This window comes from Streptomyces sp. NPDC043854, assembly GCF_056436005.1.
Map to the genome: position 1 here is coordinate 1 of NZ_JBWKDK010000042.1, position 21,264 is coordinate 21,264.

A 21,264-nucleotide genomic window follows, 5' to 3' on the forward strand; every position below is an offset into this window, starting at 1 on the left:
CCCCCCCCCCCCCCCCCCCCCCCCCCCCCCCCCCCCCCCCCCCCCCCCCCCCCCCCCCCCCCCCCCCCCCCCCCCCCCCCCCCCCCCCCCCCGGGGTCGGGTGGGGTGGGGTGGGTCGGTTGGTTGGTTCTTCTCCCGGGTCCTTGGTGTTTATGCGTCCCGGAACACCGGATCCCGGAGAACCGCGATCCGGTCCGGAAGACACCGGTGGGGACATCGATCCCGAGGACGAACAGGGCATCGCGGTCCCGGCCGCTCCGGGCCGCCGGCTTCGCGCCCGGCGGGAGTCGGCGAGGATGCGGGCAGCGGCACGCACGGTCGCGACGGAGGAGGACACACACGATGACGTACGGGCGCGAGAGCATCGACCTGCCCGAGGACCGGGGGTGCCTGCGCTGGGTATTGGGGGTCCCGCTCGGGATCGTGCACCTGCTGAACGCCTTCTGCGTGTTCTCGGCGGTGGCGTTCGGCCCGCAGGGCGAGTGGGACGACCGGGGGTACACCCGGATCGCCGCGGCCTGCTTCCTCGCCCTGTGCCTGAGCGCAATCGGGCTGCTGATCACCGCCGTGCCGTCGGTGCGGCGGGCCATGGGGCCCTGGTGGTTCGCCCCGCCGCTGCTGCTCGGGGTGGTCGCGTACGCCCGCATGGCGACCCTGGAGCCGTAGGACCGGCAAGACCGCAGCCCCCGCCCCGGACGTCGGACCGGGGCGGGGGCTGCGGTGTGTGCGGCGGTGGCGCCTGTCAGGCGGCGGCCACCACCGGGGCGCGCTCGTCCAGAGGCGAGGACGAGGCGCTGTCGTAGGCCTTCTTGTCGAGGATTCCCTCGCGGGCCGCGACCAGGACCGGGACCAGGGACTGGCCGGCGACGTTGGTGGCGGTGCGCATCATGTCCAGGATCGGGTCGATGGCCATGAGCAGGCCGACACCCTCCAGGGGCAGGCCCAGGGTGGAGAGGGTCAGCGTCAGCATGACGGTCGCGCCGGTGAGGCCGGCGGTGGCGGCCGAGCCGACGACCGAGACGAAGGCGATGAGCAGGTAGTCGGTGATCGTCAGCTGGACGTCGAAAATCTGCGCGATGAAGATCGCGGCGAGCGCCGGGTAGATGGCGGCGCAGCCGTCCATCTTGGTGGTCGCGCCGAACGGGACGGCGAAGGAGGCGTACTCGCGGGGGACGCCGAGGCGCTCGGTGACCTTCTGGGTGACCGGCATGGTGCCGACGGAGGAGCGGGAGACGAAGGCCAGCTGGATCGCGGGCCAGGCGCCCTTGAAGAACTGGATCGGGTTGACCTTGGCGACGGTGGCGAGGAGCAGCGGGTAGACGCCGAACATCACGAGCGCGGAGCCGATGTAGACGTCGGCGGTGAAGGTCGCGTACTTGCCGATGAGCTCCCAGCCGTACGAGGCGATCGCGGTGCCGATGAGGCCGACGGTGCCGAGGGGGGCGAGGCGGATGACCCACCACAGGGCCTTCTGAAGCAGCTGAAGAACCGATTCGGCAACGTTCAGGACCGGCGCGGCCTTGTCACCCAGCTGGAGGGCGGCGATGCCGGCGACGGCGGCGAGGAAGACGATCTGAAGGACGTTCAGCTCGGTGAACGGGGTGACGATGTCCTTCGGCACGATGCCGGTCAGGAAGTCGACCCAGGAGCCGGTGCGCTTGGGCAGCTTGCCGTCCTGCGGCGTCAGGCCGGTGCCTGCGCCGGGGTTGGTGAGCAGGCCGATCGCGAGGCCGATGCCGACGGCGATCAGCGAGGTGATCATGAACCACAGCAGCGTGCGCGAGGCGAGGCGGGCGGCGTTGTTCACCTTCCGCAGGTTGGTGATGGACACCAGGATCGCGAAGAACACGAGCGGGGCGACGGCCAGCTTCAGCAGCTGGACGAAGATGTCGCCGACCTTCTCCAGGGTGGTGGCGAGCCAGCTGACGTCCTGGGTGCGGGCGAGCCAGCCGAACAGGACGCCGAGCACGAGACCGGTGACGATCTGGGCCCAGAACGGGAACGTGAAGGAGGCCTTGGCGGGGGCCTGAGGGGTCGCGGACACGGACACTCTCCGGGTGGGGGTAACGCGCAAAAGAAGTGGGGAAATGAGGGGGTGCTGGACTCAGCGACAGCCGCAACAGACCGCGGACGCGCGGCGGCAGAGGTCGACGTGCAGGCGCGCCACGAGCGGGATGCTCGCGGTCAGGTGAGGCGCAACTGTGGTCAACATGTTCAGCACGCTAACACCTTCCCTTTGAGAACCTCAAAGATGCACTTTGAGACAGGGTTGCACCCAGCCCCTCCCCGCGCCTCCGGAAAACGCCAAGCGCCCCTGCACTCGGGGGTGTTCCCGGTACAGGGGCGCTTAGGCGTGTGAGGAAGGTAACCGGCGGGGCCGGTCCGCGGGGCTACGAGCCGACACGCGCGGCGTCGTCGGCCGCGTCCTCCTGCGAGCGGTTCGCGGCGAGCCGCTCCTTCGCACCCGCGACGCGGCCGGCGATCTGCGCGGACATCTCGTCGCGCTGCCTGCGCAGCAGGACGAAGGACAGCGGCGCGGAGATCACCAGGGCGAGCAGGACGACCCAGGCGGCGTTGGCGTCCCCCAGACCCGCGGGCACCCAGCCCAGGTTGACCAGGACGGCCACGAGGACGAGGCATCCGACGAAGACGCCCAGGCGCATCGCGGTGTAGCGGATCGTCGCGCTCGGCTTGAAGGACACGGTGACCCCTTCTTCTGTCGTCGGTACGTCGTCAGCGTGCCCGTCCAGTGAAGCACGACCCCGACGGGGGCTGCGCCGTCGGGGTCATCAGCGGGCACGAGCCGCAGATCGGACACGCCGGCACCCGCACCGCCCGGGTGCTCAGTGCAGCGGCAGCAGCATCGTGATGTCGTCGCGGTCGTCGCCGGGGGCCACCCGGACGGCGTCCGGGACCCGGCCGACCTCCTTGTAGCCGCAGGCCGCGTAGAAGTGCTCCAGCCCCAGGCCGCCCCGGCAGGCGAGCCGGATGGCCTCGATGCCGTCGAGGGTGCGCGCGGCGTCGGCGACGGCCTCCATCAGGGCGCGCCCGGCGCCCTGCCCCTGGAGGTCGGGGGCGACCATGACGGTGTAGGCCCAGACCCAGTGGGTCATCAGCCGGTGGGTGTTGAGCGCGAGGAAGGCGCAGGCGCCGACCCTCCCGTCCGCATCGCGGCCGACGACCAGGCGGTGGCGTCCCTCGGCCATGGCGACGAGGTGCTTGACCAGCTCGGGGCGGATGTCGTCCAGCGTGACGGGCGGTACGAATCCGACGGCGCCGCCGGCGTTGGACACGTCGGCCCAGAGCTCGGCGATGCCGTTGCGCAGGGTGGGGTCGACGACCGGATCGAAGGTAAAGGTAAGAGCCACAGCCGCAGACTATCTATTACCGTCACCCCGGGCAATGAAGAACCACACCCCACCCGCCACACCCGCCGCGCCCGCCACATCCACAACCACGCCCGGCAACGCGGAAGGCCCCGGCCCCTCACCGGGACCGGAGCCTCCACCGTCAAGCCGGGCGCCTCGGGCGTCAGACGCGCATCGCCTGCGGCGTCTCGCGCAGGTTCGCGTCCGGGCCGGGGTACTCCCGGATGACCTCGTAGCGGGTGTTGCGCTCGACCGGCCGGAAGCCCGCCTCGCGGATCAGCTCCAGCAGGTCGTCACGGCTGAGCTTGTTCGGGGTGCCGTAGTTGTCCGCGTCATGCGTGATCTTGTACTCGACGACCGAGCCGTCCATGTCGTCCGCGCCGTGCTGGAGTGCGAGCTGGGCGGTCTGCACGCCGTGCATCACCCAGAAGACCTTCACGTGCTGCACGTTGTCGAAGAGCAGCCGCGAGACCGCGAAGGTCTTCAGCGCCTCGGCCCCCGTGGCCATCGTCGTCCGCGCCTGGAGGGTGTTGCGGATCTTGCCGTCCTTCATGTCCACGAAGTCGTGCTGGTACCGCAGCGGGATGAAGACCTGGAAGCCGCCGGTCTCGTCCTGGAGCTCGCGCAGCCGCAGCACGTGGTCCACGCGGTGGCGCGGCTCCTCGATGTGCCCGTACAGCATCGTGCTCGGGGTCTTCAGGCCCTTCTCGTGCGCGAGCCGGTGGATGCGCGACCAGTCCTCCCAGTGGGTGCGGTGGTCGACGATGTGCTGGCGGACCTCCCAGTCGAAGATCTCCGCGCCGCCGCCGGTGAGGGACTCCAGGCCGGCCTCGATCAGCTCGTCCAGGATGTCGGAGGCCGACAGCCCGGAGATCGTCTCGAAGTGGTGGATCTCGGTCGCCGTGAACGCCTTCAGCGAGACGTTCGGCAGCGCCTCCTTCAGCGCGGACAGCGAGCGCGGGTAGTACCGCCACGGCAGGCTCGGGTGCAGGCCGTTGACGATGTGCAGCTCGGTGAGGTTGTCGCTCTCCATGGCCTTGGCCAGGCGCACGGCCTCCTCGATGCGCATCGTGTACGCGTCCTTCTCGCCCGGCTTGCGCTGGAACGAGCAGTAGGCGCACGAGGCGGTGCACACGTTCGTCATGTTGAGGTGGCGGTTAACGTTGAAGTGGACGACGTCGCCGTTCTTCCGCGTGCGCACCTCGTGGGCGAGCGCCCCGAGCCAGGCCAGGTCGTCGGACTCGTAGAGGGCGATGCCGTCCTCACGGGTCAGCCGCTCGCCGGAGCGAACCTTCTCCTCCAGCTCACGCTTGAGCCCAGCGTCCATCGGCCGGTCGCCTCCTTGTGTGTCCTGTGCCCTGTAGCGCTCTGCGTACTTTCGCCCCGTACGCGAGCGCTCCTTGCCCAACCCCGCAACCGTACTCTCAGCGCTCTTCGGGCAGTTCCCCGACCCGGTTCTCCCACTTCGTGGAGAGCACGATCGTGGTGCGGGTCCGCGAGACGCCCTTGGTGCCCGAGAGCTTCCGGATGATCTTCTCCAGGCCGTCCACGTCGCTGGCGCGCACCTTGAGCATGTACGAGTCGTCGCCGGCGATGAACCAGCAGTCCTCGATCTCCGCGAAGTCGCGCAGCCGCCGGGCCACGTCCTCGTGGTCGGCGGCGTCCGAGAGCGAGATGCCGATGAGCGCGGTGACGCCGAGGCCGAGGGAGGCCGCGTCGACGGTCGCGCGGTAGCCGGTGATGACACCGGCCGACTCCAGCCGGTTGATCCGGTCGGTGACGCTCGGGCCGGACAGGCCGACGAGCCGGCCCAGCTCCGCGTACGAGGCGCGTCCGTTCTCCCGGAGTGCCTGGATGAGCTGCCTGTCCACCGCGTCCATATACCTGAAGCCTTCCATTGTTCGGCGATCTTGCGAGTTTACGTATAGAATCAAAGGCGCACAGGGGTCAACACCCTGTGAATCTTTCAACAGATCAATGACGATCTTCAGGAGTGGTTCACCCGTGTACACGATCGAGATGGCCTACGCGCACATGCGACAGCTCCAGGAGCTGGCCAACCGATCCCGCACCGACCAGCCCGCCGCCGCCTACCGCGTCGACCAGACCCGCAAGCCGCACACCCGCGCCGCGAAGAAGCGCTAGTCACCGCTTGCCTCCCGGGGGCGGGAGCCTTCCCCGGCCACCGCCGGGCGGTGCCCCTTGCCGAGCTCCCCCTCCCACCGGCGGTACAGCCGGTGCGGCACCCCTGCCGCATCCAGCACCCGCCCCGCGACGAAGTCCACCAGGTCTTGGATGTGCGTCGCACCCGCATAGAACGCCGGAGAGGCGGGCAGGACGATCGCGCCCGCCTCGTCCAGCGCCACCAGGGCCTTGAGCGTCTGCCCGTTCAGCGGGGTCTCCCGCACCGCGAGCACCAGCCGCCGCCGCTCCTTGAGCATCACGCTCGCGGCCCGCTGCAGCAGGTCTTTCGACAGCCCGAGCGCCACTCCCGCCACACAGGCCGTGGACGCCGGCACGATCAGCATCCCCTTGGCGGGGTACGAGCCCGAGCTCGGGCCGGCCGCCAGGTCACCGGCGGACCAGTACCGGACGTCGCCCTCCGGCACCTCGAACGTGCCCGGCTTCCCGTCGGCCCCGCGGGCCAGCCACTCCCGCAGGTCCTCGCGCCAGTGCGCGTCGCGGAAGGCGATCCCGGTCTCGTCCAACAGGGTGAGCCGGGAGGCGCGGCTCACCACGAGGTCCACACTCTCGCCCGCCGCCAGCAGCCCTCGGATCACCGAGGCCGCGTACGGCGTCCCGGAAGCCCCGGAAACCCCCACCACCCACGGGGTGCGCTTGCGCTCTGTCATAGCTCCGAGACTATCCGGCCACACCGGGCGGGCACTCGCTAAGGTGTGCCGGACGTTCCCCGGGGGAACGGTGCACGACACACAGGGGGCGGAGCGGATGAGCAGCAGCACGATCGAGCCGGAATGGAGCCGGGCCGACCGGGCCAGGGCCGCGGCCAAGCTGATGCTGGGCTGGGTGGCGCTGCTGTGGGTCCTGGAGGCGGTCGACTACGCCACCGGGCACGCCCTCGACCAGTACGGGATCGTGGCCCGCGACCCGGACGGCCTGGCCGGCATCGCCACCGGGTCCTTCCTCCACTTCGGCTTCGACCACGTCGCCTCCAACAGCGTCCCGCTGCTGGTCCTCGGCTTCATCGCGGCCCTGTCCGGGATCCGCCGCTTCCTCGCGGTGTGCGGGATCATCATCCTGGCCGAGGGCCTCGGCACCTGGCTGATCTCCCCGCCGAACACCATGACCCTGGGCGCCTCCGGGCTCGTCTTCGGCCTCTTCGGCTACCTGCTGATACGCGGCTTCGTGGAGCGCAAGGTGCTCGGCATCGCCGTGTCCCTGGGCGTGGCCGCCATCTGGGGCAGCACCATGCTCACCGGCATCCTCCCGATCCACGAGGGCATCAGCTGGCAGGGCCACCTGTGCGGCCTCGCGGCAGGCATCGCCACGGCGGTCTACCACCGCCGCCCGGCCCCGACCCGCCCGACGGGTCCTCAGCTGATCAGCTGACGGCGGAGGGGCCCACGGGCAGCCCCGAGGGTACGGATCGAAGATCAGGTGGTGCGGGATGCCGCGCCGCGCGTACGCCTCGTCCTTGACCTCGTAGTCGTCCGCTTCCGAACCCGGATCCTTGGCGGGACCGACATGCGGTCCGGGTGATCCCACCTGTTGGGGCTACAAGCTGAATCCACGGGCGAAGAGGTCTGCGAGCGTCGCGACGAAGAGGCAGATGCCGATCACGCCGTTCACGGTGAAGAAGGCGCGGTTCAGGCGGGACAGGTCGTGCGGGGTGACGATGGTGTGCTCGTAGAGGAACGCCGCCACCACGACCACCAGCCCGATCCAGAACAGCAGGCCCGCGCCGGTGGCCACCGCGTACCAGGCCAGCAGGGCCGTGGTGACCACGTGGGCGCCGCGGGCGCCCCACAGCGCGGCCGGGACGCCGAAGCGGGCCGGGACGGACTTGACGCCCTCCGCCCGGTCGGCGGCCACGTCCTGGCAGGCGAAGATCAGGTCGAAGCCGCCGATCCACACGCCGACCGCGAGGCCGAGGACCACCGCGTCCCAGGACCAGGTCCCGGTGACCGCGAGCCAGGCCCCGACCGGGCCCATCGCCTGGGCCAGGCCCAGGATGGCGTGCGGGAAGTTCGTGAACCGCTTGCCGTACGGGTAGACCACCATCGGTACCACCGCGACCGGCGCCAGCATCAGGCACAGCGGGTTCAGCAGCGCCGCCGCCCCGAGGAACACCACGAGCGCGATCCCGGCCCCGGTCCAGGCGGACCGGACGGAGACCGCGCCGGTGACGAGCTCCCGGTTCGCGGTGCGCGGGTTGCGGGCGTCGATCTCGCGGTCGATGATCCGGTTCGCGGCCATCGCGAAGGTCCGCAGCCCCACCATGCAGACGGTGACGAGCAGCAGCTCGGTCCAGTGGATCCGCCGGTCGGCCTGGAACATCGCGGTGAGCGCGGCGATGTAGGCGAAGGGCAGCGCGAACACCGAGTGCTCGATCATCACGAGCCGCAGGAACGCCCGCACCTTGCCCGGGGCCTGCGGCGCGGCGGGACCGGGGCCGACCACCCCGTCGGCGGTGGTCATCACGCCAGGCTCCTGCGGAAGTCTTCGAGGTCGGCCGTCAGGGTCGCGGTGGCCACGGGGGCGATCTCCAGGGTGACAGGGGGTGCCTCCTCGCCCTCCGGCGGGGTCACGTGGGCCGTGAAGGCGTAGGCCGCGTCGCCGGAGGGGCGGGCTTCCAGCGTCAGGACGGCGCCCGCTTCGACGGTGAACGGCTCGCCGGTGCCCACGGCCGCCAGCAGCCGCTCGGCGAAGCCCTCCGCCTCGGTGTCGCGCAGCCCGGGCAGCTCGAAGCCGCCGCCCTCGCCGTCCTCCTGATCCAGCATCAGCGCCCAGAGGTTCCCGGGACCCGCGAACTCCTCGGGGCTCACGCCCGCCTGCTCGGCGGCCTGCCGGACGCCCGGGTCGGCGGGGTCCAGCTCCGGGCGTACGAGGGCGACGTACGTGTCGTCGCCGATGAAGAGGGCGGGGCCACCCACGCCGACGGGGCTCACAGGCCGTACTCCTTCCAGCGGCGGTCCACCAGGGCCGCGGTGGCCGGGTCGGACTCGACCATGTCGGGCCAGCCGCCGTCGCGGGTGTAGCCCTCCTCGGGCAGCTTCTTCGTGGCGTCGATGCCGGCCTTGCCGCCCCAGAACTGCTGGTACGAGGCGTGGTCCAGGTGGTCGACGGGGCCCTCGACGACCGTGAGGTCGCGGGAGTAGTCGGTGTTGCCGAGCGCCCGCCAGGACACCTCGTGCAGGTCGTGGACGTCGCAGTCGGCGTCGACCACGATGATCAGCTTGGTCAGCGACATCATGTGGGCGCCCCAGATGGCGTGCATGACCTTCTGGGCGTGCTTGGGGTACTTCTTGTCGATCGACACGATCGCGCAGTTGTGGAAGCCGCCCGACTCGGGCAGGTGGTAGTCCACGATGTCCGGCACGATGATCTTCAGCAGCGGCAGGAAGAACCGCTCGGTCGCCCGCCCCAGCGGCCCGTCCTCCGTCGGCGGCCGGCCGACCACGATCGACTGGAGCAGCGGCCGCTTCCGCATCGTGATGCAGTCGATCTTCAGTGCGGGGAACGGCTCCTGCGGCGTGTAGAAGCCGGTGTGGTCGCCGAACGGGCCCTCCGGGAGCATCTCCCCCGGCTCCAGCCAGCCCTCGATCACGACCTCCGCGTTGGCCGGGACCTGGAGCGGGACCGTCTTGCAGTCCACCATCTCGATCCGCTTGCCGGCGACGAAGCCCGCGAAGAGGTACTCGTCGATGTCGCCCGGCAGCGGCGCGGTCGACGCGTACGTCACGGCCGGCGGGCAGCCGAACGCGATCGCGACCGGAAGCCGCTCGCCGCGCTTGGCGGCGACGGCGTAGTGGTTGCGGCTGTCCTTGTGGATCTGCCAGTGCATGCCGATGGTGCGCTTGTCGTGGCGCTGGAGGCGGTAGAGGCCCAGGTTGCGCACGCCCGTCTCCGGGTGCTTGGTGTGCGTCAGGCCGAGGTTGAAGAAGGACCCGCCGTCCTTGGGCCAGGTGAACAGCGCCGGCAGCCGGTCCAGGTCGACGTCGTCGCCGGTGAGGACGACCTCCTGGACGGGGGCGGCGTCGCCCTTCACCTTCTTCGGCGGGACGTGCACCATCGAGCCGAGCTTGCCGAAGGCCTCGCGGACGCCGATGAACCCCTGCGGCAGCTCCGGCTTCAGCAGGCCGCCGATCTTGTCGCTGATCTCGCCGTACGACTTCAGGCCGAGGGCCTTGAGCAGGCGGCGGTCGGTGCCGAAGACGTTCATCGCCAGGGGCATGTCCGAGCCCTTGACGTTCTCGAACAGCAGGGCCGGCCCGCCCGCCTTGTTCACTCTGTCGACGATCTCCCCGACTTCCAGGTACGGGTCGACTTCGGCCTTGATGCGCTTGAGGTCGCCCTCCCGCTCCAGAGCCCGGAGCAGCGAGCGGAGATCGTCGTAAGCCATAGGGGCCAGTATCCGTCACCGACTAACCTGGACCTGTCACCGGGGCCCCGCGCGGGTCCCCCGTCAACGTCGGGGAGTCGGTCCCACACCGTGCTGCGCTATCTGCCGTTCCTGCTGATCATCGCGCTGACCATCTACGCCTTCATCGACTGCCTGAACACCCCCGAGGAGGAGGTCAAGCACCTCCCCAAGCCGGTCTGGGTGATCATCATCCTGCTGTTCTCGATCGTCGGCCCCGTCGTGTGGCTGGCTGCCGGCAAGCAGCGGTCCGCGGTGGGCGGCGGCCGGGTGCGCCGGACGCAGTGGGTGGCGCCCGACGACAACCCGGAGTTCCTGCGGTCGCTCGGTGAGGAGCAGCAGAAGAAGAACCGGGACGGGGACAACGACGCGCGCAAGGACGCGGACAAGAACAAGGACACCGGCAAGGACCCGGACAAGGACTGACCGGGCGCATACCGTGCGCGGCGCCGGGTCCGGCCGGACAGGGGTCGGCTACGTGTGGGAGAAGGCCGCGTACGAGGCGCGGAGCTCCGCCCAGCGGGCGTCGGTCCAGTGCGACCAGTCGGCCGGGTGGCCGTGGAGCGCGGCCTCCAGCAGCTCGAAGTGGTGGTGCCAGCCGGCCAGGGCGTCGAGCCGGTCCTCCTCGGTGCCGCTGCGCTCCGCCTGGAAGCGGATCACCGTGGAATCCGTGCCGACCGGGTCCAGGTGGAAGCGGATCCGGCCCTGTTCGGCGACGGTGTACTCCACGACCCGTTCGACGTCCCAGGCCGTGACCCGGCCGGAGACGGTGGTGCCGGTGTTCAGCCAGCGCAGCGTGACGGCCCCGCCGAGCCGGCGTTCCAGGACGTCCGCCGCGGCCAGCCAGCCGCGCAGTCCGTCCGCGGTGCTCAGCGCGGGCCACAGGTCCTCGTACGCGCAGGGCAGGTGCACCTCGAAACGCAGGAGCCAGTGGTTCTCGCCCCGGCTCTCGCTGGTGGCATGAGTCACAGGGGTCATGCCACCAGCGTGCCACCGTCGGGGCTCAGACGCCCGCGTACGAGTGCTTGCCGCTGAGCAGGATGTTCACGCCGTAGTAGTTCCAGATCCAGCAGGCGAAGGCGAAAAGGGCCAGGTAGGCGGCCTTGCGGCCCTTCCAGCCGGCGGTCGCGCGCGCGTGCAGGTAGCAGGCGTACGCCACCCAGGTGACGAAGGACCAGACCTCCTTGGGGTCCCAGCCCCAGTAGCGGCCCCACGCGTCGCCCGCCCAGATGGCGCCCGCGATGATCGTGAACGTCCACAGCGGGAAGACGGCCGCGTTGATGCGGTACGAGAACTTGTCCAGCGAGGCCGCCGACGGGAACCGCTCCAGGATCGACGTGGCGATCTTCGAGGGGGTGCCGCCGCCGGCGAGCTTGGCCTCGTAGAAGTCGCGCAGCAGGTACAGGGCCGCGCCGGCGGCGCCGATGTAGAAGACCGCGCCGCAGAAGATCGCGGTGGAGACGTGGATCCACAGCCAGTACGAGTGCAGGGCGGGGACCAGCTGGTCGCTGTCGGTGTACAGCCAGGTGGTGGCGATGCCGAGATCGAGCAGGACGGTGGTGACCAGGATCAGACCGAGCCAGCGCACGTTCTTCTTCAGCGCGAGGAGCAGCAGGTACGCGCCGACGGCCACCGTGGAGAAGGTGATCGAGAACTCGTACATGTTGCCCCAGGGGGCCCGCTGCACGGACAGCGCGCGGGCGACCACGCCGGCCGCCTCGATGAGGAAGCCGAGCACGGTCAGCGAGACCGCGATCCGGCCGTACAGGTCGCCCTCGGCGGTGCCGCCGGCGGCGCCGGGGCCGTCGGGGACGTCGCGGGTGCCGGGCGCGGACCGGGTGACGACCTTCGGCTTGTCGAGGACCGCGGTGCCGCCCTTGGAGCGGACCTGCACGGCGGGCGCGGCGGCGGTGCCGCCCGCCCCGGCGGTCAGCGCGGCGGCCGTACGGGCCACCTTGCTGCGGCTGCCGAACGTCCACTCGGCGATGTGCGCGAGGAAGGCGAGCGTGTAGACCGCCATGGACGAATAGATCAGGTAGTTGCTGATCTGCGCCAGGTTCTCGTTGACTTCGGCTGCGAGCGGCGTCATCCGCGCTCTCCTTCGACGGTTTCCTTGACGGGTCGGTCGGGGACGGGTCGGTCGGGCGCGGTGGGCGCCTGGTCGTGCAGGGCGGCGGCCAGCTGGCCCAGCTCCTCCGGGACCTTCGCCGACTCGCTGCGGCCGAGGCCGGCCATCTCGACGACGGTGGTGCCGTCCTCCCCGCGCACGGCGCGGACCCAGACGCGGCGGCGCTGGATGAACAGCGACGCGGCCAGGCCGCCGATGGCGGCGACGGCGCCGGCGAGCGCGAGTGCGCTGCCGGGCTGGCGGGTGACGGAGAAGGTCGCCCAGCGCTCGATGCCCTCGAACTTCACGACGCCCGCCCCGCCGGGCAGCTCCATGGTCTCCCCGGGCAGCAGCCGCTTCTTGAACAGCTGCCCGTTCTCGTCCTTGAACTCCTGCAGCTTGGAGGTGTTCAGCTGGTACACGTTCTGCGGCAGGCCCGAGTCCACGCCCAGGCTGCCGTGGTAGGCGCTCAGCGCGAGGACGGGGAAGTCCAGTTCCGGGAACTGGGAGAGCATCGTGCCCTTGCCCTCGCCGGCGAAGGTCGGCACGAACATGGCGTTGAAGCCGAGCTGCTCCTTCTTGCCGTCCTTGTCGCGGTAGCCGTCGGTGACCTTGACGGCGCCGGAGGAGCTGAGGTTGTTGTCGAACGGCAGCATCGGCACGGCGTCCCGGAAGATCACCTTTCCGGTCGGGTCGGTGACCGAGATGACCGGCGCGTAGCCGTGGCCGAGGAGGTAGACCTTGGCGCCGTCGACTTCCAGCGGCTTGTTGACCTGGATCTCGCGCTTCTCCGGCGCGCCGTCGGCACCCTTGCTGAAGGTGACGTACGCCTTGAAGTCGCGGGCCGTGCCCTTCTGCGGGCCGGACCTCTCGAACGAGGCGTCGAACCTGTCGAGGGTGAAGGAGAACGGCGGCAGGTCGTCGGGGGTGAAGAAGCTGCCCGACTTGAAGTCGTCGTACTGGGTGAGCGTGTTCGCGAAGCCCTTGCCGCGCAGCACGAGCTTGCCGCCCTCGGACTTGAACAGCTGCCCCCAGGCGAAGGCCACCAGCATCACGATCAGCGCGACGTGGAAGACCAGGTTGCCGGCCTCCCGCAGGTAGCCCTTCTCCGCGGCGACCGAGGACGAGCCGGCCTCGGTACGGAACCGCCGCCCGCCCAGCAGCTTCCGGGCGTGCGCCAGGACCTCGTCGGGGGACGCCTCGGTCCGCCAGGTCGCGTACGCGGGCATCCGGTCCAGACGGCGGGGCGCGCCCGGCGGGCGGCCGGTGAGCTGGCCGACGAACTGCCAGCTGCGCGGGACGATGCAGCCGATCAGCGAGATGAACAGCAGCAGGTAGATCGCGGAGAACCAGACCGAGCTGTAGACGTCGAACAGCTGGAGCTTCTCGGCGACCGGCACCCAGAACTCGTTGTTCCGCTTCCACTCGGCCACCTTCATCGCGTCGACCTGCGTCTGCGGGATGAGGGAGCCCGGGATGGAGCCCAGGGACAGCATGAAGAGCAGGATCAGCGCCACCCGCATCGAGGTGAGCTGCCGCCAGAACCAGCGGATCCAGCCGAACGCGCCGATGCCGACGGGGCCGCCGGACTCCTCCGCGGGCGCGGTGGACAGCTGCGCGCCGGCGGCGGCCTCGGCCGAGTCCGGGGAGGCGTCGGCGGAGTCCGGGGTGTCCGCGGACGGGTTCGGCGCCTCCGTGGACGCCTTGTCGGTCGTACTCATATGCGTGTAGTCCTCAGATCCCCACCGTGAAGCCTTGGGTCCAGCTCTGCATGTCGCTGACGATGCTGTCCCACAAACCTGTGACGAGCAGCAGACCGGTCACGATCAGCATGCCGCCGCCGATGCGCATCACCCAGGCGTAGTGCTTCTTCACCCAGCCGAACGCGCCGAGCGCCCTGCGGAACGCGACCGCGGCCAGGATGAACGGCAGGCCCAGGCCCAGGCAGTACGCGACCGTCAGCAGCGCACCCCGGCCGGCACTCGCCTGGTCCAGGGAGAGCGTGTTGACGGCGGCCAGCGTCGGCCCCATGCACGGCGTCCAGCCGACCCCGAACAGCACCCCCAGCAGGGGCGCGCCCAGCAGGCCGCTCGCCGGCTTCCGGTGGAACCGGAACTCCCGCATCGTCAGGCCCGGGATCGCCCCCATGAAGAACAGGCCGAGCACGATCACCAGCCCGCCCATGACCCGGGAGATGATCTCCTTGTTGCCGAGCAGGACGTTGCCGAACTGACCGAAGAGCGCACCCGACGAGACGAACACCGCCGTGAACCCGAGGATGAACAGGCTCGCCCCGGCGACCATGCGCCCGCGCCGCGCCTCGGCGAGGTCGGCGCCGCTGACCCCGGTCACGTACGAGAGGTAGCCCGGCACCAGCGGCAGCACGCACGGCGAGAAGAACGAGACCAGGCCGGCCAGCACCGCGATGGGCAGGGCCAGCAGCAGGGCGCCGCTGAGGACCGTGGTGTTCACACCGGCCTGCTCGGCGGCCAGCGTCAGGACAGGGGGGACCACGAGGTCACTGCTCCGCGAGCAGCGGGTCGATCATCGAACGCAGCTGCTCCTCGTTGACCGGGGCCAGCGTGCGGGCGGCGATCCTGCCCTCCTTGTCGAGGACGATCGTGGAGGGGATGGCCTGCGCGTTGAGGGTCCCCGCGGGGAAGCGGAGCATCAGCTTGCCGTCCGGGTCGTACAGGCTCGGGAAGGTGATCCCGAAGTTCTCCTCGAACGCGGCCGCGTTCTGCTTGCTGTTGTCGCGGGTGTTGATCCCGACGAAGGCGACCGGCTTGCCGGCGTCGGCGAGCTCCTTGGACACCTTCGCGAAGTACGGGGCCTCCGCCCGGCAGGGCGGGCACCAGGAGCCCCACACGTTGAGGACGACGACCTTGCCCTTGAGGGCGGTGGTGTCGAGGCCCTCCCCGTCGACGGTCTCCCCGTCGAGCTTCGGCGCGGCCACCCGCTCGCCCCGGGCGACGGTGGAGATGCCGCTCGGGCCCGTCACGTAGTTGCCGCCGCCGGATCCGGACGGCTTGCCGTCGGAGTCGGTGCACGCCGTGAGGGTCAGGGCGCCGACAGCGGTCACCGCGGTCAGCAGGAGGGCGCGGCCGCTGGTCGAGCGGCGGCGGGGGGCGCGGCCAATTCTCATGTGAAAAGTTTCGCATGAGCGATTTGCCGATCTTCCGCGCCCCCCGCGGCCCGTACGGAGCCGCTGGTCAGGCGCCGAACGCCTTCGACTTCCCCTTCACCGGCTTCGCCCCCGCCAGCAGGTGCGGCGGAACCAGGTCCCGGGCCGGCTCGCTGTAGCCCACCGACACCAGCTGGTCGCCCTGGAACGTGAACGACGTCAGCGAGGCCAGCGTGCACTGCCGGCGCCGCGGGTCGTGCCACAGCCGGCGCTTCTCCGCGAAGCTGCGCACGATCCAGATCGGCAGCTGGTGGGAGACCGCGACGGCCTCGTGGCCGCGCGCCGCGTCCCGCGCCGCCTCGATCGCGCTCATCATCCGCACGACCTGCTCCACGTACGGCTCGCCCCAGGACGGCTTGAACGGGTTCGTCAGGTGCTTCCAGTTGCCCGGCTTGCGCAGCGCGCCGTCGCCGACGCCGAAGGTCTTGCCCTCGAAGACGTTCTCCGCCTCCAGCAGCCGCGCGTCGGTCGCCAGCTCCAGGCCGTGGCTCTCGGCGACCGGCGTCGCCGTCTCCCGCGCCCGCTCCAGCGGGGAGGACACGACGTACGCGATGTCCCGCTCCTTCAGGTGATCGGCGACCCGCTCCGCCATGCGGCGGCCCAGCTCGGAGAGGTGGTAGCCGGGACGGCGGCCGTAGAGGACACCGTCCGGGTTGTGCACCTCGCCGTGGCGCATCAGGTGGACGACGGTGATGTCGCTCATGCGCCGGCCTCCGGCTGCGCCTGCGCGGCGGCACGGGCGGCGGCGGGCAGCGCGGCCGCGATCCGCTCGACGGCCGCCTCGTCGTGGGCGGTGGAGACGAACCACGACTCGAACGCCGACGGCGGCAGGTAGACGCCCTGCGACAGCATCGAGTGGAAGAACGCGTTGAAGCGGAACGCTTCCTGCGTCTTCGCGTCGTCGTAATTGCGGACCGGCTCCTCGGTGAAGAAGACGGAGAACATGTTGGACGCCGTCTGCAGCCGGTGCGCGACGCCCTCCTTCGCGAGCGCATCCGTGACCAGGCCCTGGATCTCCGCGGACACCGCGTTGACCTTGTCGTACGCCGCCTCGTCGAGCAGGCGCAGCTGCGCCAGGCCGGCGGCGGTGGCGACCGGGTTCCCGGAGAGCGTGCCCGCCTGGTAGACCGGGCCGGCCGGGGCCAGGTGGCCCATCACGTCGGCGCGGCCGCCGAACGCCGCGGCCGGGAAGCCGCCGCCCATGACCTTGCCGAACGTCATCAGGTCGGGCTTGACGCCGTCGACCCCGTACCAGCCGGCCCGCGAGGTGCGGAAGCCCGTCATGACCTCGTCGGAGACGTACAGGGCGCCGTTCTCCCGGCACAGGTCGGCGAGCCCCTGGTTGAAGCCCTCGGCGGGCGTCACCACGCCCATGTTGCCGGGCGCGGCCTCGGTGATCACGCAGGCGATCTCGCCGGGGTGCGCGGCGAACGCCGCCCGGACCGCTTCGAGGTCGTTGTAGGGGAGCACGATGGTGTCGCCGGCCTGGGCACCGGTGACACCGGGGGTGTCCGGCAGCGCGAAAGTGGCCAGACCGGAACCGGCGGCGGCCAGCAGAGCGTCCACGTGCCCGTGGTAGCAGCCGGCGAACTTCACGACCTTCGAGCGGCCCGTGAACCCGCGGGCCAGCCGGATCGCCGACATGGTCGCCTCCGTACCGGAGGAGACCAGGCGGACCTGCTCGACGGGCTCGATGCGGGCGACGATCTCCTCGGCGAGCGCGACCTCGCCCTCGCCCGGCGTACCGAAGGAGGTACCGCGGGCGACGGCGGCCTGGATCGCCTCGACGACGGCCGGGTGGGCGTGGCCGAGAATCATCGGCCCCCACGAACAGACGAGGTCGACGTACTCGCGCCCGTCGGCATCGGTCAGGTACGGACCGGTACCGGACACCATGAACCTGGGCGTTCCACCCACGGCGCGGAAGGCACGCACCGGAGAGTTCACGCCGCCAGGCGTCACGAGGGACGCACGGTCAAAGAGAGTCTGCGAGACTTTGGCTTCATACGGGTACGGGTAGCTCACACCAGCCATGGTCTCATCAGGCCGCGACCGACTTGCGGACGGGCGTTTCACCACGCCGCCCGGGGGGAGGTCACTGCCATGATGATCGGGCTGCGTGGCGAGAGCCGCGGGGCCGTGACAGGCAAGACCAGTCGGGTGGAGATATGCAACGCGGTGGTGGACCGGGCGAGGGTACGGACGACCTCGACCCGAAGCGCGCCCGCGAGGCCCGCGAAGCCCGCCGCAGGGGCAGGCACCGCCGCCGGGCCGCGGACGCGGCCGAACCCGTGCCGGCGCCGCCGGAGGACCCGGACGGCGGCCTGCCCAAGGGCCGCGGCATGGGCGTGACGTACAAGTACTTCGGCGCCCCGGACGGAGCCACGGCCGCCCGCGTCCCGGTCACGATGCGCCCGGAGGAACTCGGCGGCGACGAGCTCGGCATGGGCGGCATGTTCACCAAGATCAAGCCGGAGACCATGGCCGCCATGGTCCTGACCGGCATCCAGGGGATACCCCTGCACAAGGTGCCGCCGCTGGAGCTGGTCGTGCTCCACCCCGACTACGCGGTGGTGAAGCTGCCGATGACGGTCGTCGACCCGCTGCGCGACATCGGCGAGGAATCGGTCGGCGCGGCCGCGTTCATCTGGTCGACGGTCCCGGACCGCGGCGGCCCGCGGGACGCGTTCAACGTCTACCAGCTGCTCCACGAATGGCAGGATTTCAGCCAGCGTCTCCACGAGGCGGGACACCAGCCGTACTGCCTGGTCTGGCCCTGACCAACGGTGCCGGGACGGGTCCGGGGCCGACCGAAACCGGCACCCGGGCCGCTCCCCGGCCGACGGCCCCCGGCGCCGGCCACGGCTGCCGCCCTCCGTGAAGCTGCAGGCGAGAACCGCTTCGACGAGGTCAGCACGCCGCCGAGACCTCGTAATTCCGCCGCGCCGTGCCGCCCCCCGATGGCATCCTGGCAGCGTGAACGGACCCGGCATTCACCTCACCCTCGCCCCCGAACTGCGCCTGTTCGCCCCGCCCAGCCGGCGGGCCGACCGCGTAGCGACCCCCACCGACGGCGCCTCCAGCCTCGGCCACGTCGTCGAATCCGCCGGAGTCCCGCTCACCGAAGTCGGCCGGCTCCTCGTCGACGGCCACGAAGTGCCCGTCTCGTACGTGCCGCAGGCCGGGCAGTCCGTCGAGGTGTTCGGCGTGGACCGCCCCCAGCAGGTCCAGGGCCCCCTCCGCTTCCTCCTCGACGTACACCTCGGCACCCTCGCCCGCCGCCTGCGCCTGCTCGGCGTGGACGCCGCGTACGAGAACGAGGACATCGGCGACCCCGCCCTCGCCACCCGCTCCGCCGGCGAGCAGCGTGTCCTGCTCTCCCGCGACCGCGGACTGCTGCGGCGCCGCGAGATTTTCGCCGGAGCGTACATCTACAGCGACAACCCCGACGAGCAACTGCGCGACGTCCTCGGCCGATTCGCCCCGGCCCTGGCCCCGTGGACCCGCTGCACGGCGTGCAACGGCCCCCTGCGGGAGGCCGACAAGGAAAGCGTCGGCGACCGCCTGGAAAGGGGCACGCACCGCTCGTACGACGTCTTCGCGCAGTGCACGGAGTGCGAGCGCGTCTACTGGCGCGGCGCCCACCACACCCGCCTGGAACGCATCGTCACGAACGCCGTCGAGGAATTCGGCAGCCCGGCCACCCCCTGACCCGCCCCGCCCCGCTCCAACCCCGCCCCGCTCCCAACGGTTGGACGCCGCTCCAGGGGGAGCACGTAGCGATCCGTTGCGCCCATCAACACAGGACGACGTCTGGCCGCCAAGCCGCGGAGAGCACGTAGCGATCTGTTGCGCTCCTCGGCCCGGACGGCGGCCAGCCGCCGAGGAATGGGGAGCGTGTAGCGATCTGTTGCGCTCATCGGCCCCGGACGGCGGTCAGTCGCCGAGAAGACGGGAGCGCGTAGCGATCTGGGGCGCCCGGGGTGCCGGATGGGCTTGTGGTCGACATTTCGTGCAGGTTGGGGGCCGGGGCTGGTCTGGGGGGCGGCTCCCGGCGGCTCTCAGTGGGTTCCGGCGGCTTCCGGCGGACTTCCGGCGGCTCCTGGCTGTGGTGGTCCTGGGCGCACGACGCCCTGGCAAGGCGGAGCCTCTGGCCTGCTGCTCTGGCGAGGGCCGTTTCTGGCTCTTGTGCCCCCTGGCCATCCTTCGGGGCTTCCCGGCAGTCTGTTGGCATTCCGGGGCGGGTCGGTTTGTCAAGGGTGGAGCGGAGCGACATCGCGCAGCGACGCGACCGCAGGGAGCGCCCTTGACGGGCCGGCCCGAACCGGAAGGACAATGGGCGGCCGGGAAACCCCGGATGCTCCTCCGACCCCGGTCGGACGAAGCACCGCCCCTTGGCTCCCGCCAAGCGTCTTCCCACCCCGCGTCTGCCGCCCCGCGTCTCCCGGCCCGCGTCTCCCGCCCCGCATCTCCCGCCCCGCATCTCCCCGCCGTCCTGCGTGTATCTCGATCAACACCTCCACCGCCCGCCGGTCGGAGCACGGCTCGCCCTCGTTCGTGCGATGGTCCGACTGGTCGTGGCCGCTGCTGTTTAGCCTTCGCGCGTGGAGGAGGTGGTAACGGTGCGCCCTGGTGCCGTACGGAGTGTGGTGGTTGCGGGGTTGCTGGTGCTCGGTGTTGCCGGGGCCGCGCAGGCCCAAGGCAGCGGCCCCGAGGCCGACGTGGCCTACCACGGGCAGGTGGCCCTGTCGCAGGGGCACCTGCGGGTGTGGATGGTCCCCGAGAACGAAGGGCCTGCCACGCTCCCCAACGCAACCGTTCGGTTGCGCCTGTCGGCCGAGCTCGCGGACCTGCAAGAACTCGCAGACGGCTGCGTACGCGCAGGACTGCGCGAGGTGGTGTGCGAAACCGGGCCGCTGCCGCTGCACGGGCACGGACGCCACATCGGGCTCCTGCTGGACCTGCGGGAACAGGTGCCGGAGGTGGTGGTCTGGGTCGACACGAGGTGGAACGGCGGGGCAGCCGACCGGAACCTCTCGAACAACGAGCACCTGGTGCTGGCGCTGGACACGGGCGACGCTTACGCGTTCTGAGGCGGACTGCTGGGCGGGAGACGCGGGGCGGCAGACGCGGGGTGGGAAGACTCGGGACGGGAGCCAAGGGGCGGTGCTTCGGCCGGGCGGGGTCGGTGGGGTGTCCGGGGTTTCCCGGCCGCCCATTGTCCTTCCGGTTCGGGCCGGCCCGTCAAGGGCGCTCCCTGCGGTCGCGTCGCTGCGCGATGTCGCTCCGCTCCACCCTTGACAAACCGACCCGCCCCGGAATGCCAACAGACTGCCGGGAAGCCCCGAAGGATGGCCAGGGGGCATAAGAGGCAGAAACGGCCCTCGCCAGAGCAGCAGGCCAGAGGCTCCGCCTTGCCAGGGCGTCGTGCGCCCAGGACCACCACAGCCGCCGGAAGCCACTGAGCCGCCGAGAGCCGCCCCCAACCTGCACGAAATGTCGACCACAAGCCCATCCGGCACCCCGGGAGCCCCAGATCGCTACGCGCTCCCGTCTTCTCGGCGACTGACCGCCGTCCGGGGCCGAGGAGCGCAACAGATCGCTACACGCTCCCCATTCCTCGGCGGCTGACCGCCGTCCGGGGCCGATGAGCGCAACAGATCGCTACACGCTCCCCATTCCTCGGCGGCTGGCCGCCGTCCGGGCCGAGGAGCGCAACAGATCGCTACGTGCTCTCCGCGGCTTGGCGGCCAGACGTCGTCCTGTGTTGATGGGCGCAACGGATCGCTACGTGCTCCCCATTCCTCGGCGGCTGGCCCCCGTCTGGGGCCGACGAGCGCGACAGCGGGGTCTTCGTTGCGGGGTTGCCGGCCCGGGGTGTTGTTGCCGACGGGTATCGGCCCGACCGGTGGCGTCGTGGGGGCGCGGGCCTGGCCGGGACGGCCGTGATCATGTGCGTCCCGCGGGGGCGCTGAGCTCGTGCTTATGCTGGCGGGTATTCGCC

Annotated in this window: 24 protein-coding genes and 1 pseudogene; 8 read left to right on the forward strand and 17 right to left on the reverse strand. The window is 71.0% G+C overall.

The genetic code is table 11. The features are described 5' to 3' along the window. Positions 1-342 precede the first annotated feature (342 nt). Positions 343-666 (forward strand): hypothetical protein, encoded by a 324-nt coding sequence (locus AC068A_RS28925; protein ID WP_478589200.1) that lies wholly within the window; start codon positions 343-345, stop codon positions 664-666. Between the two features lie 76 nt (positions 667-742). Here the strand turns inward: AC068A_RS28925 and AC068A_RS28930 are convergent, their stop codons facing one another. The 6 genes from AC068A_RS28930 to AC068A_RS28955 form a co-directional block, all read right to left on the reverse strand. Beyond that, complete coding sequence (locus AC068A_RS28930; RefSeq protein WP_478589201.1) at positions 743-2,050, reverse strand: dicarboxylate/amino acid:cation symporter; 1,308 nt, start codon at positions 2,048-2,050, stop codon at positions 743-745. A 54-nt stretch (positions 2,051-2,104) separates the two neighbouring features. After that, on the reverse strand, positions 2,105-2,212 hold the full coding sequence (locus AC068A_RS28935; RefSeq protein ID WP_478589248.1) for a putative leader peptide: 108 nt from the start codon (positions 2,210-2,212) through the stop codon (positions 2,105-2,107). 178 nt (positions 2,213-2,390) lie between these two features. Next, the gene (locus AC068A_RS28940) at positions 2,391-2,702 is read right to left on the reverse strand and encodes a DUF4229 domain-containing protein (RefSeq protein ID WP_478589202.1); all 312 of its coding nucleotides are present in this window, start codon (positions 2,700-2,702) and stop codon (positions 2,391-2,393) included. Positions 2,703-2,843: 141 nt separating this feature from the next. Beyond that, the gene (locus AC068A_RS28945; RefSeq protein WP_478589203.1) at positions 2,844-3,368 is read right to left on the reverse strand and encodes an N-acetyltransferase family protein; all 525 of its coding nucleotides are present in this window, start codon (positions 3,366-3,368) and stop codon (positions 2,844-2,846) included. A gap of 163 nt (positions 3,369-3,531) precedes the next feature. Continuing rightward, a complete protein-coding gene (gene mqnE / locus AC068A_RS28950) occupies positions 3,532-4,695 on the reverse strand; it encodes an aminofutalosine synthase MqnE (protein ID WP_478589204.1) in 1,164 nt (387 codons plus the stop codon). 97 nt (positions 4,696-4,792) lie between these two features. Next, positions 4,793-5,248 (reverse strand): Lrp/AsnC family transcriptional regulator, encoded by a 456-nt coding sequence (locus tag AC068A_RS28955; RefSeq protein WP_478589205.1) that lies wholly within the window; start codon positions 5,246-5,248, stop codon positions 4,793-4,795. A 124-nt stretch (positions 5,249-5,372) separates the two neighbouring features. Here AC068A_RS28955 and AC068A_RS28960 point away from each other — a divergent pair, with 124 nt between their 5' ends. Continuing rightward, positions 5,373-5,513, forward strand: coding sequence for a hypothetical protein (locus AC068A_RS28960; RefSeq protein WP_361090989.1), 141 nt, complete (start codon positions 5,373-5,375; stop codon positions 5,511-5,513). On the opposite strand, the gene AC068A_RS28965 is transcribed toward AC068A_RS28960, so the two are convergent. After that, entirely contained in the window at positions 5,510-6,220 is a 711-nt protein-coding gene (locus tag AC068A_RS28965) for a UbiX family flavin prenyltransferase (protein ID WP_478589206.1), read from the reverse strand. The genes AC068A_RS28960 and AC068A_RS28965 overlap by 4 nt on opposite strands. Before the next feature lie 97 nt (positions 6,221-6,317). Here AC068A_RS28965 and AC068A_RS28970 point away from each other — a divergent pair, with 97 nt between their 5' ends. Beyond that, positions 6,318-6,938: a rhomboid family intramembrane serine protease gene (locus AC068A_RS28970; RefSeq protein WP_478589207.1), complete on the forward strand. Its 621-nt coding sequence runs from the start codon at positions 6,318-6,320 to the stop codon at positions 6,936-6,938. A gap of 165 nt (positions 6,939-7,103) precedes the next feature. Here AC068A_RS28970 and mqnP read toward each other — a convergent pair whose 3' ends face one another. The 3 genes from mqnP to AC068A_RS28985 are packed head-to-tail and all read right to left on the reverse strand — an operon-like array spanning position 7,104 to position 9,951. Continuing rightward, positions 7,104-8,027 (reverse strand): menaquinone biosynthesis prenyltransferase MqnP, encoded by a 924-nt coding sequence (gene mqnP / locus AC068A_RS28975; RefSeq protein WP_478589208.1) that lies wholly within the window; start codon positions 8,025-8,027, stop codon positions 7,104-7,106. After that, entirely contained in the window at positions 8,027-8,497 is a 471-nt protein-coding gene (locus AC068A_RS28980; RefSeq protein ID WP_478589209.1) for a hypothetical protein, read from the reverse strand. The genes mqnP and AC068A_RS28980 overlap by 1 nt, the downstream gene beginning before the upstream one ends. Further along, the gene (locus AC068A_RS28985; protein ID WP_360623981.1) at positions 8,494-9,951 is read right to left on the reverse strand and encodes a menaquinone biosynthesis decarboxylase; all 1,458 of its coding nucleotides are present in this window, start codon (positions 9,949-9,951) and stop codon (positions 8,494-8,496) included. Before AC068A_RS28985 ends, AC068A_RS28980 begins: the two co-directional genes overlap by 4 nt. A 90-nt stretch (positions 9,952-10,041) precedes the next feature. Here AC068A_RS28985 and AC068A_RS28990 point away from each other — a divergent pair, with 90 nt between their 5' ends. Continuing rightward, on the forward strand, positions 10,042-10,395 hold the full coding sequence (locus AC068A_RS28990; RefSeq protein ID WP_478589210.1) for a PLD nuclease N-terminal domain-containing protein: 354 nt from the start codon (positions 10,042-10,044) through the stop codon (positions 10,393-10,395). Between the two features lie 48 nt (positions 10,396-10,443). Here the strand turns inward: AC068A_RS28990 and AC068A_RS28995 are convergent, their stop codons facing one another. The 7 genes from AC068A_RS28995 to hemL form a co-directional block, all read right to left on the reverse strand. Then, positions 10,444-10,947 carry an SRPBCC domain-containing protein gene (locus AC068A_RS28995; protein ID WP_478589211.1) on the reverse strand — a complete coding sequence of 168 codons (504 nt, stop codon included), beginning with the start codon at positions 10,945-10,947 and terminating at the stop codon, positions 10,444-10,446. A 25-nt stretch (positions 10,948-10,972) separates the two neighbouring features. Beyond that, positions 10,973-12,058 (reverse strand): c-type cytochrome biogenesis protein CcsB, encoded by a 1,086-nt coding sequence (ccsB, locus tag AC068A_RS29000; protein WP_478589212.1) that lies wholly within the window; start codon positions 12,056-12,058, stop codon positions 10,973-10,975. Beyond that, positions 12,055-13,797 carry a cytochrome c biogenesis protein ResB gene (gene resB, locus AC068A_RS29005; protein WP_478589213.1) on the reverse strand — a complete coding sequence of 581 codons (1,743 nt, stop codon included), beginning with the start codon at positions 13,795-13,797 and terminating at the stop codon, positions 12,055-12,057. Before resB ends, ccsB begins: the two co-directional genes overlap by 4 nt. 13 nt (positions 13,798-13,810) lie before the next feature. Further along, on the reverse strand, positions 13,811-14,590 hold the full coding sequence (locus AC068A_RS29010; RefSeq protein WP_478589214.1) for a cytochrome c biogenesis CcdA family protein: 780 nt from the start codon (positions 14,588-14,590) through the stop codon (positions 13,811-13,813). Positions 14,591-14,594: 4 nt separating this feature from the next. Beyond that, positions 14,595-15,221, reverse strand: coding sequence for a TlpA family protein disulfide reductase (locus tag AC068A_RS29015; protein WP_478589215.1), 627 nt, complete (start codon positions 15,219-15,221; stop codon positions 14,595-14,597). A gap of 67 nt (positions 15,222-15,288) precedes the next feature. Beyond that, on the reverse strand, positions 15,289-15,963 hold the full coding sequence (locus tag AC068A_RS29020; protein ID WP_478589216.1) for a histidine phosphatase family protein: 675 nt from the start codon (positions 15,961-15,963) through the stop codon (positions 15,289-15,291). After that, positions 15,960-17,294: a glutamate-1-semialdehyde 2,1-aminomutase gene (hemL, locus tag AC068A_RS29025; protein WP_478589217.1), complete on the reverse strand. Its 1,335-nt coding sequence runs from the start codon at positions 17,292-17,294 to the stop codon at positions 15,960-15,962. The genes AC068A_RS29020 and hemL overlap by 4 nt, the downstream gene beginning before the upstream one ends. A 134-nt stretch (positions 17,295-17,428) precedes the next feature. Between hemL and AC068A_RS29030 the strand changes: the two genes are divergently transcribed. The 4 genes and pseudogenes from AC068A_RS29030 to AC068A_RS29045 form a co-directional block, all read left to right on the forward strand. Then, on the forward strand, positions 17,429-18,040 hold the full coding sequence (locus AC068A_RS29030; protein ID WP_478589218.1) for a hypothetical protein: 612 nt from the start codon (positions 17,429-17,431) through the stop codon (positions 18,038-18,040). Positions 18,041-18,236: 196 nt separating this feature from the next. After that, a complete protein-coding gene (locus AC068A_RS29035; protein WP_478589219.1) occupies positions 18,237-18,971 on the forward strand; it encodes a Mut7-C RNAse domain-containing protein in 735 nt (244 codons plus the stop codon). An 893-nt stretch (positions 18,972-19,864) separates the two neighbouring features. Then, the gene (locus AC068A_RS29040; protein ID WP_478589220.1) at positions 19,865-20,353 is read left to right on the forward strand and encodes a hypothetical protein; all 489 of its coding nucleotides are present in this window, start codon (positions 19,865-19,867) and stop codon (positions 20,351-20,353) included. 753 nt (positions 20,354-21,106) lie between these two features. Further along, positions 21,107-21,235, forward strand: a pseudogene (locus tag AC068A_RS29045) (YnfA family protein); the annotation flags it as partial. Positions 21,236-21,264: the final 29 nt, after the last annotated feature.

Coding starts and splice junctions, on each gene's coding strand:
- AC068A_RS28925 (WP_478589200.1), top strand. CDS start 343: ATGACGTACGGGCGCGAGAGCATCGACCTGCCCGAGGACCGGGGGTGC.
- AC068A_RS28935 (WP_478589248.1), bottom strand. CDS start 2,212: ATGTTGACCACAGTTGCGCCTCACCTGACCGCGAGCATCCCGCTCGTG.
- mqnE (WP_478589204.1), bottom strand. CDS start 4,695: ATGGACGCTGGGCTCAAGCGTGAGCTGGAGGAGAAGGTTCGCTCCGGC.
- AC068A_RS28955 (WP_478589205.1), bottom strand. CDS start 5,248: ATGGACGCGGTGGACAGGCAGCTCATCCAGGCACTCCGGGAGAACGGA.
- AC068A_RS28965 (WP_478589206.1), bottom strand. CDS start 6,220: ATGACAGAGCGCAAGCGCACCCCGTGGGTGGTGGGGGTTTCCGGGGCT.
- AC068A_RS28970 (WP_478589207.1), top strand. CDS start 6,318: ATGAGCAGCAGCACGATCGAGCCGGAATGGAGCCGGGCCGACCGGGCC.
- mqnP (WP_478589208.1), bottom strand. CDS start 8,027: ATGACCACCGCCGACGGGGTGGTCGGCCCCGGTCCCGCCGCGCCGCAG.
- AC068A_RS28985 (WP_360623981.1), bottom strand. CDS start 9,951: ATGGCTTACGACGATCTCCGCTCGCTGCTCCGGGCTCTGGAGCGGGAG.
- AC068A_RS28995 (WP_478589211.1), bottom strand. CDS start 10,947: ATGACCCCTGTGACTCATGCCACCAGCGAGAGCCGGGGCGAGAACCAC.
- ccsB (WP_478589212.1), bottom strand. CDS start 12,058: ATGACGCCGCTCGCAGCCGAAGTCAACGAGAACCTGGCGCAGATCAGC.
- resB (WP_478589213.1), bottom strand. CDS start 13,797: ATGAGTACGACCGACAAGGCGTCCACGGAGGCGCCGAACCCGTCCGCG.
- AC068A_RS29015 (WP_478589215.1), bottom strand. CDS start 15,221: ATGAGAATTGGCCGCGCCCCCCGCCGCCGCTCGACCAGCGGCCGCGCC.
- AC068A_RS29020 (WP_478589216.1), bottom strand. CDS start 15,963: ATGAGCGACATCACCGTCGTCCACCTGATGCGCCACGGCGAGGTGCAC.
- hemL (WP_478589217.1), bottom strand. CDS start 17,294: ATGGCTGGTGTGAGCTACCCGTACCCGTATGAAGCCAAAGTCTCGCAG.
- AC068A_RS29030 (WP_478589218.1), top strand. CDS start 17,429: ATGCAACGCGGTGGTGGACCGGGCGAGGGTACGGACGACCTCGACCCG.